The sequence below is a fragment of the Mucilaginibacter sp. genome (assembly GCF_036383575.1).
In the GTDB taxonomy this organism is placed as follows: domain Bacteria; phylum Bacteroidota; class Bacteroidia; order Sphingobacteriales; family Sphingobacteriaceae; genus Mucilaginibacter.
Genome location: NZ_DASVOB010000633.1, coordinates 1 through 9771 on the forward strand (window position 1 = coordinate 1; position 9771 = coordinate 9771).

The following is a 9771-nucleotide window of genomic DNA, read 5'->3' on the forward strand; positions in this document are numbered from 1 at the left end:
TACAGCCTTAAAAACCAGTTGCGCGGAACGGATGCGAATGCTGATCTGCAGCAAAGGTTACCTGCCGATTTGGCTTCGCAAATAGGAGAGACGAGGTATAAACCTATAATGCTTTTAAGCGAAATGGGTAATTGGGTACGTACAGCTAAGACGCAGGGAAAAATTGATTCGATCATTCAGGTTGCGTTTGAGGAAAGCTTCAATAAATTGTCAGACATTGTTGGTGGTTGCGAAAGGATAGCCTCAACGCCTATTCCTTACAGTTACCGTGTTTTGCTGCACCGTACAGTTTATCTGTATTGTTTTATGCTGCCCTTTGGCCTGGTTGACAGTCTGGGCTGGTTAACGCCGCTCATTGTGGTGTTTATTGCCTACACCTTTGTGGCGTTTGAAGCTATTGCCGATGAAATTGAAGAGCCTTTTGGAACCGAGGACAATGATCTTGCCTTAAATGCCATGTGCCGGATGATAGAAACCACCCTGCTTGAAATAGCCGGACAGCCATTACCTGATTTTAAGGAAACTGAAAACCGGATCATCGACTAACATTACCTAATCGTATAAAAATAAAATAACACAAAATTCCCGAGACCTGCGTTTCTCATCAGGAAGGTAACAACAAATAATAACGAGTGAAAATAGAAGAAACCGTGATTTTGGTCGATCGCGACGATCAGCAAACAGGTACGATGGAGAAAATGGAGGCGCATGTTCAGGGTAAGCTGCACCGTGCATTTTCCGTTTTTATATTTAACAAAAAACGGGAGTTGTTATTACAGCGACGGGCTGATGATAAATATCACTCGGGCGGCAAATGGACAAACACTTGCTGCAGCCACCCAAGGCCCGGCGAACTCACATTTGAAGCAGCACACAGAAGGTTACAAGAGGAGATGGGTATGGCCTGTGAGCTTAATTTTGTTTTTTCTTTCATCTACTGCACAACTATCCAGGATGAGCTCATTGAAAACGAGTATGATCATGTGTTCTTCGGAGTTACTGATACTTTGCCGGTGCCAACCCCTGATGAAGTGTCTTCATTTAAATACATAACCATGTCTCAGCTGGCTGCTGAGTTGAAAAATAATCCCAACGATTATACCCAATGGCTTGCCATATGTTTTGAAGAAGTGATGGCTCATTACCAACAATTATCGATCTGATATGCAGTAGTCACTGCTATATAAATAATGTTGGGCTACAAGTTTTCTATGGTATAAATAAGCCAAATTGCAGTTAATGTAACGGGTATTTTACATTTTTTATAATATAGTTGTACATTCAACAATTAATTAGGTAGCTTTAATCTTCCAATTATTTGTGTAATTCACAACCTGCAATTTGTTAATGAAAAAGGGATCCTTCTGCTGTTTTGTTCTTTTTTTGATCATTTCTTCGGCTCATGCCCAGTCGCCCATCAAAAACAAGATCCTCAACTATTCTTTAAAAAATGGCCTTTCTTTTGGTATTGTAAATAGTATAACGCAGGACGATAAGGGTTTTATGTGGTTTGCCACCAATGATGGGCTTAACCGCTTTGATGGTACAGCTTTTAAAGTTTTTAAATCACGCGCGGGCGATTCTACAGCGTTGGCCAGTAATTATGTACAAAAGGTTTTATGCGATGTGCGTGGTAATATCTGGGTATCATCGCGTAATGGCTTAAGCAAGCTGGATACCCGCACCGAAAAGTTTATACACTATAAGCTCAAATTAAATAAATCGGTAAAAAGCGATATCGGTAATATCATCCAAAGCCATGATGGTAACCTATGGATCACATCTTATAACCTGGGCTTCTCATATTTTGATATTAAAACCGCCAGTTTCAACAACTATACCCAAGTCAACCTGCCCCGTTTGGCAAGTAATCGGGTAATTTGTTTGTTTGAAGATTCAAAAGGCCTGTTGTGGATAGGAACCCAGGAGGGCGGTATTAATATATTCAGGCATAACGGCGGACTGATCAATAAAGGTGAAGGCTGGACACCGCAAATCCCTAATTTGCCTGCTACAAGGATCAACGATATTTTTGAAGACCATTTCCATAACATTTGGATTGCTACTGGCAGCGGGCTGGTTTATTATAACCGGGAGGTCAATAAATTCACCTTGTTACAAGCCAATCAACCAGGTGTTAAAAGTAAAAGGTATATATCTCTGAGTGAAGATAATGACAAGCAATTGCTTGTGGGGCTGCAGGATGGAGGGCTTTTTAAACTTAATATAGGATCGGATCCAAATTACAACACAGCCAATTACTTTTTACAGCCTGTAACGGGGGATGACGGTTTTTATCTCACCCAGCGTTCGGTACAAACCCTTTTTACTGATAAGGATAAAAACGTTTGGGTAGGTACATATGGTGATGGCATTTATATGATCAGCAGTATTAAAGAGAAATTTTCGCTGATCACTAAAAAAAAGTATGAAACCAGCGGCGAGAGCCCGGTAAGGTTTTACGGCATGAGCCAGGATAAGGATGGTTTTTTATGGCTCGGAACCGACGGCGAAGGACTTTTTAAAACAAGCCGGAATGGCACGCTCATTAAACAATACAAGGCCGATGGCAGGCCAGGCAGTATTACTGACAACGCCATCTTGTACGGATACACCGATAAAGACGGCAATACGTGGTTTGGTACCTACGCTAAGGGATTGCTGCTTTATAACAAAAAATCAGACTCGTTTACATCATTTGTACACAACGCAACAGATAACAAGAGCCTTGGGGGTAATGATGTACGGGTAATTTACCAGGACAGTCATAAAAACCTTTGGATTGGCACAAACGGCGGAGGTTTAAGCTTGTTTGATCCGGCGACAAAAACGTTCAGCAATTATACGCCTGCAAACAGCGGTATTACAGCTTATGATGTACGTGCAATCACTGAAGATGATAAAGGCAACCTATGGATAGGTACCTATGGCGGCGGTTTGGATTTTTATGACGCAAAGCAAAAGAAGTTCAATCGATATTTTAAACCGGCCGATGAAAAGAATAACCTGCCGGGCCAGGTAATATTTTCTCTTTATGCGGATAAACACCAGTGGCTATGGATAGCTACAGAGGGGGATGGGCTGATAGCACATGATCTTAAAAACGGTACGTTTAAAAAGTTCAATGAAACCAATGGACTTGCCAACAATACCGTTTCTGCATTTAAGGAAGTAGCCGATGGCACGCTGTGGATGAGTACCAACAAAGGGCTTTCAAACCTTAATCCAACAACCGGCAAAATTTTGAATTACGATCAGTCTGATGGGCTACAGTCGGGACAATTTAATGCAGGGTCGGTTTTGTTTGACTCGGCAAATAGCCTCATGTATTTTGGCGGAACGGAAGGGCTGAATTTTTTTGATCCCGGAAAAGTAAATCAAAGCAGTTACAAGCCAAAAGTTATAATTACCGGCTTGCAGATTTTTGGTAAACAGGTTGAGGTTGGGGAGCTTGATAAAAAACATACAGTATTGCCTGAGGCCATTAGCGAAGCGCGGCAAATTACATTGCAGCCAGATCAGTCGGTGTTTTCTATCCAGTATGCCTCGTTGAACTATACTTACCCTGATAAGGGCGAGTTTGCCTATAAACTGGATGGCCTTGATAAAACCTGGAACTATGTTGGCAATCAGCGGTTGGCTACCTACCGCTATCTTGAACCCGGCGATTATACCTTCAGGGTGAAAGCATCCAACCAGGACGGCTTGTGGTTTGATAATTACACTACATTGCAGGTTAAGATCCTGCCGCCATGGTATAAAACATGGTGGGCATATTTGATTTACATAGCTGCCGCGGGCCTTGTTACCTATTACTACATCTTATACAGAACCCGCCAAACCAGGCTTAAATATGAAGTTAAGGTAGCCCAGCTTTCGGCCGAAAAAGATAAAGAGCTTAATGAGCGTAAACTTTCCTTTTTTACTAATATTTCACATGAGTTCCGGACACCGCTAACACTGATCATTAACCCGGTAAAGGATATGCTGTTTGGCAAAGGCGAGGCTACTGATGATGCGGGAAACCTGCATATCATTTACCGGAATGCCCGGCGTTTGTTGAGTTTGGTTGATCAGCTCTTGCTGTTCAGAAAGGCCGAAAGTGATACTGATAAGCTTAAAATAGTAAAGCTTAATATCGTATCGCTTTGTCATGAGGTGTTTTTGTGTTTTAACCACCAGGCACGCACCAAACATATTCAGTTTGATTTTGTAAGCGAAAAGGAGGCTATAGAGATTTATGCCGACAGGGAAAAAATGGAAATAGCCCTGTTTAACCTGATCTCGAACGCGTTGAAATTTACGCCGGAATATGGCATAGTAAGTTGTAAGATAACCGATTTCAACGATAAAATTACCATCGAAATAAAAGACAGCGGCTGCGGCATAGCCGAAGGTACCGGCAATCAGTTATTCGGCAAGTTTTACCAGCTGCAAAACTCGGTACCGTTGGCAGGTGGCTTTGGCATTGGGCTTTACCTGGTTAAAGCATTTATTGAAAACCATAAAGGAAGCATTGATTATACCAGCCAGGAGGGGCAGGGCACAACATTTCATGTATCGTTGTTAAAAGGCCGGGAGCATTTTGGGCAGCAGTTTGTTTTTGAAGACGTTGCCGAAACCTCCGTGTTCCTGGATGAGCTGATGGAGAACAAAGGCGAATTAATTGCAGCAGAGCCCGAAATTGCTGCGACAGTTAATAAAAACCACGATGCTTTAAGTTCTGATACCAAAACCATGCTGCTGATTGATGACAACCAGCAGATTCGCACTTACCTTAAACAGATCTTTACCGGCGAATTTGAGATTTTTGAGGCTGATAACGGTACTGATGGCCTTGACCTTGCCTATCACCTGGTGCCCGATATTGTGATAAGCGATGTAATGATGCAGGGTTTAAGTGGTATTGAGGTGTGCAGCCGCATCAAGGAAGATCCCGTTTTAAACCATATCCCCGTGATATTGCTTACCGCCAGCTCATCGCCCGAAATAAAGCTAAAAGGTATTGAGGGTGGTGCCGATGATTACATCAGCAAACCTTTTGAGAAGGAGATTCTGGTGGCCCGCGTTAACGGTATCCTGAAAAGCAGGAACAACCTGCAAAAGTATTTTTATAACGAGATAACGCTTAACAAATCAAACGATCTGAAGATCTCGCAGGAGTATAAGGAGTTTCTGGAAAAATGCCTCCTGATAGTTGAACAACATTTAACCGATCCCGACTTCAGTATCAAAACACTTGCCGCCGAAATAGGCATGAGCCATTCTAATTTATACAAACGCATCAAATCCATTTCGGGCCAATCAGCAAACAGTTTTATCCGTTTTATCCGCTTGCGTAAAGCCGCTGAGATCTTGCTCACCACTGATAGCACCGTTTATGAAACAGCCTACAAAGTAGGGTTAAATGACCTCAAATATTTCAGGGAACAGTTTAACAAGTTGTTCGGAATAAACCCATCCGATTATATCAAGAAATATCGTAAGCCATTTCACAACAATTACAATGTGAACCGCGATGTGATCAAGGAGAATTGATAATATCATTCGATAGTTGAATCACCCGGTCTGTGCTTCGCTGGACTGCCCTCTCTACGCTTTCGCGTAAAGAGGGTGGGGGAAATAAGAAAATAGAAATCCCCTCTCTACGCAAGCGTAGAGAGGGGTGACGAGCGGAGCGATGTCGGGGTGAGTAAAAAAGCGCATTATATTTTTGTCCCCCTGCCAGTATTAATTTACCCCCTCTTTAAAAAGCCTCAAAAATACTGTTTTTGAGGCTTTTTTATTAAATACCCCCTCTCTTAATCAGAATTTACCCCTCACTCAATTTTGCTTTAAAACGCAATTTAGCCCTACCAATAACCAAGGTTTAAACCAAACTTTTGTACTGTGCATGAAAGTTACCACGGAAAAGGACGCGGTAGTCAACCAATACCAAATCTGATTTCATGTTTTGTGTGCTTCGCAGTTGAAAGGTTTAAGCCGATTAAAAAACCAATTTAAAAAACCATATGAAACCAAATTTACTCGAAAAGGATTCTCCTCATCGGAAAAGATCACCCCGCTTTTTCGTCGTTGCGGCCAGCATGGCCGTTGCTTGTTTCGCTACAATCCAAATGCCGGTAATGGCTTTTGCGGGTACTATTACTGAACAGCGCTTGCCTGACACCCGTATAAGCGGTAGAGTTACCGACGAAAAAGGTGAAACATTGCCAGGTGTAAGTGTATCGCTTAAAGGTACATCAACCGGCGTGGTTACCGATATCAAAGGTAACTTTAGCCTTAATGTACCTAATGTTACTTCTGGCACATTAGTATTCAGCTATATCGGTTACACGTCACAAGAGGTAACGCTGAATGGACAAACAATTATCAATGTACAATTAACAGCCGATTCAAAATCACTGAATGAAGTTGTGGTTGTAGGCTACGGCACGCAGAAGAAAGCTACTTTAACCGGTTCAATATCGCAGGTAAAAGGTTCGGAGCTTGTAAAAAGCCCTCAGCCGAACCTTTCAAATGGTATTGCCGGCCGTTTTTCAGGTGTAATTGTTAACAATCGCAGCGGTGAGCCCGGGTATGATGGCTCAGGTATTACTGTGCGTGGTTTGGCCACTACAGGCAATAACGATGTACTTGTTGTTGTTGACGGTGTTCCTGCCCAGATAGGCGGCCTCGAAAGGCTTGATCCCAACGATATCGAAACTATGTCGGTATTAAAAGATGCGTCTGCTGCTATTTATGGTAATAGGGCCGCAAATGGTGTTATCCTTATTACCACCAAACGCGGTAAGCCGGGCAAACCAACTATTAATTACAGTTTTAATCAAGGCTTTAGTTCGCCAACCCGTTTGCCAAAAATGGCTGATGCGGCAACTTATGCCCAGATAATGAATGAGATCAATTATGACTCGAACCCGGCAGGTGGATTAAATCAATCTTACACAGCTGACCAGATCCAGAAATTCAAAGACGGATCTGACCCATTAAACTATCCAAATACCGATTGGGAAAAGCAAACGCTTAAGGGCTCGGCCTTACAAAACCAGCATAGCCTTTCTATTGGTGGTGGTAATGATGATATCAAATACTTTGTATCATTAGGCACAATTTATCAGGACGGTATTTATAAAAATGGTGCTACAAAATATCACCAATATAACTTCCGCTCAAATATTGATGCTAATATTACCAAACGCTTGAAAGTAGGTTTGTCACTTTCGGGCCGTGAAGAAGACAGGCAATATCCTGTAACAGGTGCGGGCGACCTTTTCCGTTCGGTTTATCGGGCTAAACCTATTGTTGCCGCTTATTATCCAAACGGACTACCAACAACCGGCATCGAAAACAATAACCCAGCGGTACAGGCAACAGATATTGGAGGTGTAAGTAATAATCCGAAGCAAGTTTTTAATGGGATTTTGAGAGGTAGTTATGCTATCCCTGGCATTGAAGGTTTATCGGTTGATGGTTTTTTCTCGGTTGATAAATCAAATAATTTTAATAAAAATTTCAGCAAGCCATACGTTTTGTACAGCTATGTTGCAAGCACACAGGTTTATAACAAGGTTACTGTAGGCGGCAATAATAACGCTGCTACTTTATTCGAGTCACAGGAAAATCAGAGCCTGCTAACTTCAAACATCAAATTGAACTATGCACACAAATTTGGTTTGCATGATGTAAGCGCTTTTGTAGGCTATGAGCAAAGCAAAAACCACAAAGAGTATTTTGATGCTACCCGCTATAATTATCTGTCATCGCAACTACCTGACTTATCGCAAGGTGGAGGTGCGGCTACAGATTATCTTAACTCGGGAACGAGTTCAAATTATAACCGCGCCAGCTACATTAGCCGGTTAACATATGCTTATGATGAAAAGTATTTGTTTGAAGGCCAGTTACGTGCTGACGGAACTTCTGTATTCCCGGGCGCAACTCGATGGGGTTATTTCCCTTCGGCTTCAGTTGGTTGGAGAATCACGAAGGAAAACTGGTTTAAAAATAGTGTCAACTTTTTTGACGATTTGAAACTGAGGGTTTCTTATGGCTCCTTAGGTAATGATAATATATCACCTTTTCAATATTTTAACAACTATTCTTTAGTAAATAATGGCTTTGTAGCCAGCTCACCAGGCAGTGGTGCTAACGTTATCCAGCCAAACGTTAACCTTACAAAACTGGCAAATCCTAACATAACGTGGGAGACCGCTAAAAAGCTCGATATAGGTATCAACGCTACTTTCCTGCATAACTTTACGGTAGAGGCTATTTATTTCCAGCAAAGGAGAAATAACATCCTTGCTGCAAGGAATGCTTCTGTTCCGGGATCGTCAGGTATCGTAAACCCTTATAACGATAATTCTGCAAATTATACGCCTTTAGTACCTTTGGAAAATATTGGCAAAGTTAACAGTGATGGTTTTGAGGCAACATTAGGTTACAACAGCACCGGTCATGCCTTTACATGGGGCGTAAGCGGAAACTTCACTTATGCAAAAAGCAAAATTGTTTTTATTGATGAAGCAAGCACAGTTGCAACTGTGCCTTATCAGCGACAAACAGGACTTCCATTAGGGACATCGTTGCTTTACGACGCGATAGGTATATTCCGTACCCAAGCCGAGCTCGACGCTTATCCCCATGTTCCGGGTGCTAAAGTTGGCGATTTGAAATACCTCGACTATAACAACGACGGCAAAATTACCGCCGACGACCAAACCCGTACAAAATACGGTAACATCCCTCAAATTACTTACGGATTTAGTTTAAACGCAGCATATAAAGGGTTTGATCTATCAGTTTTGTTTGCAGGCCAGGCCCAGGTTAGTCAATATGTGTTGCCTGAAGCTGGTAGCGTAGGTAATTTTTACAGTAGCTGGGCCGATAACAGGTTTAGCGCTTCAAATACCAATGGAACTTATCCAAGAGTAACCGACCGTGCATCGAACGCCATAAGTGGTGGTTTATACCCGAACAATTTCTGGCTTAATAATGCGTCGTTCCTGAGGTTAAAGAACGCGCAACTGGGCTACAATTTCAACTCACCTTTCCTGTCAAAACTTAAAATTGGCGGCTTAAGAGTGTATGCAAGCGCTTTCAACCTGTTCACTATTAGTAAAGTTAAGGATTATGATCCTGAGGGAACCAGCGGCAGCGGCCAGTTTTATCCTCAGCAACGAATTTTAAACTTAGGTGTTAACGTGAAATTTTAATCAGACAACGAAAATGAAATTACTATATAAAACCCCGCTCTTTTTAATGATGGGCGGTATGCTGAGCATCACAGCGTGTAAAAAAAATTTACTGGATGTAACCCCTACCGATAGGATTGCTTCATCGGCTATTGGTTCGGATACCGCGGTATTTGAAGCTTACGTGACCAACCGTTACATAGGTGCCAGGCTACAGGATAAAGAGGGTGATGGTTCAAACCCCGGCTTTGGCCGTGGTTTTGAGTACAGCATGTGGAGCTCACTCACCGACGAGTCGATTTATAACAATGACGATGCTACCTGGCTTATTCAAAGGGGCCAGCTTGCTCCCGAAAACTTAGGTGGCGCCGGTGTGCTTTGGGCACGTAGTTATCGCAGTATCCGCGAATGTAATTCAGCGCTTGCTCTTTTGCCGACAGTTTCGCTAAGCGCTGGACATAAAACCCGCCTTGAGGGCGAACTTAAATTTATCAGGGCTTTCCGTTACCAGGATCTGATCCGTAACTATGGCGGTGTAGTTTTGATGGGTGATAAAGTAACTAACCTTAATGATAAC

At 42.4% G+C, this 9771-nt stretch carries 5 protein-coding genes; all 5 read left to right on the forward strand.

Features of this window, described 5'->3' with window-relative positions; all coding sequences use genetic code 11:
- Positions 1–546 (forward strand): bestrophin family protein (locus VF500_RS22370; RefSeq protein WP_330861802.1); only part of this gene is annotated, 546 nt, incomplete at its 5' end.
- Between the two features lie 86 nt (positions 547–632).
- A complete protein-coding gene (idi, locus tag VF500_RS22375; RefSeq protein ID WP_330861803.1) occupies positions 633–1163 on the forward strand; it encodes an isopentenyl-diphosphate Delta-isomerase in 531 nt (176 codons plus the stop codon).
- A 184-nt stretch (positions 1164–1347) separates the two neighbouring features.
- Positions 1348–5538, forward strand: a complete 4191-nt coding sequence (locus VF500_RS22380; RefSeq protein WP_330861804.1) for a hybrid sensor histidine kinase/response regulator transcription factor — start codon at positions 1348–1350, stop codon at positions 5536–5538.
- A gap of 473 nt (positions 5539–6011) precedes the next feature.
- Positions 6012–9215, forward strand: coding sequence for a TonB-dependent receptor (locus tag VF500_RS22385; protein WP_330861805.1), 3204 nt, complete (start codon positions 6012–6014; stop codon positions 9213–9215).
- A gap of 13 nt (positions 9216–9228) precedes the next feature.
- A partial coding sequence (locus VF500_RS22390; protein ID WP_330861806.1) for a RagB/SusD family nutrient uptake outer membrane protein occupies positions 9229–9771 on the forward strand: 543 nt, incomplete at its 3' end.

Excerpts from the sequence above, each read along its gene's own strand:
- VF500_RS22385 (WP_330861805.1), top strand. The coding sequence starts at position 6,012 with ATGAAACCAAATTTACTCGAAAAGGATTCTCCTCATCGGAAAAGATCA.
- VF500_RS22380 (WP_330861804.1), top strand. The coding sequence starts at position 1,348 with ATGAAAAAGGGATCCTTCTGCTGTTTTGTTCTTTTTTTGATCATTTCT.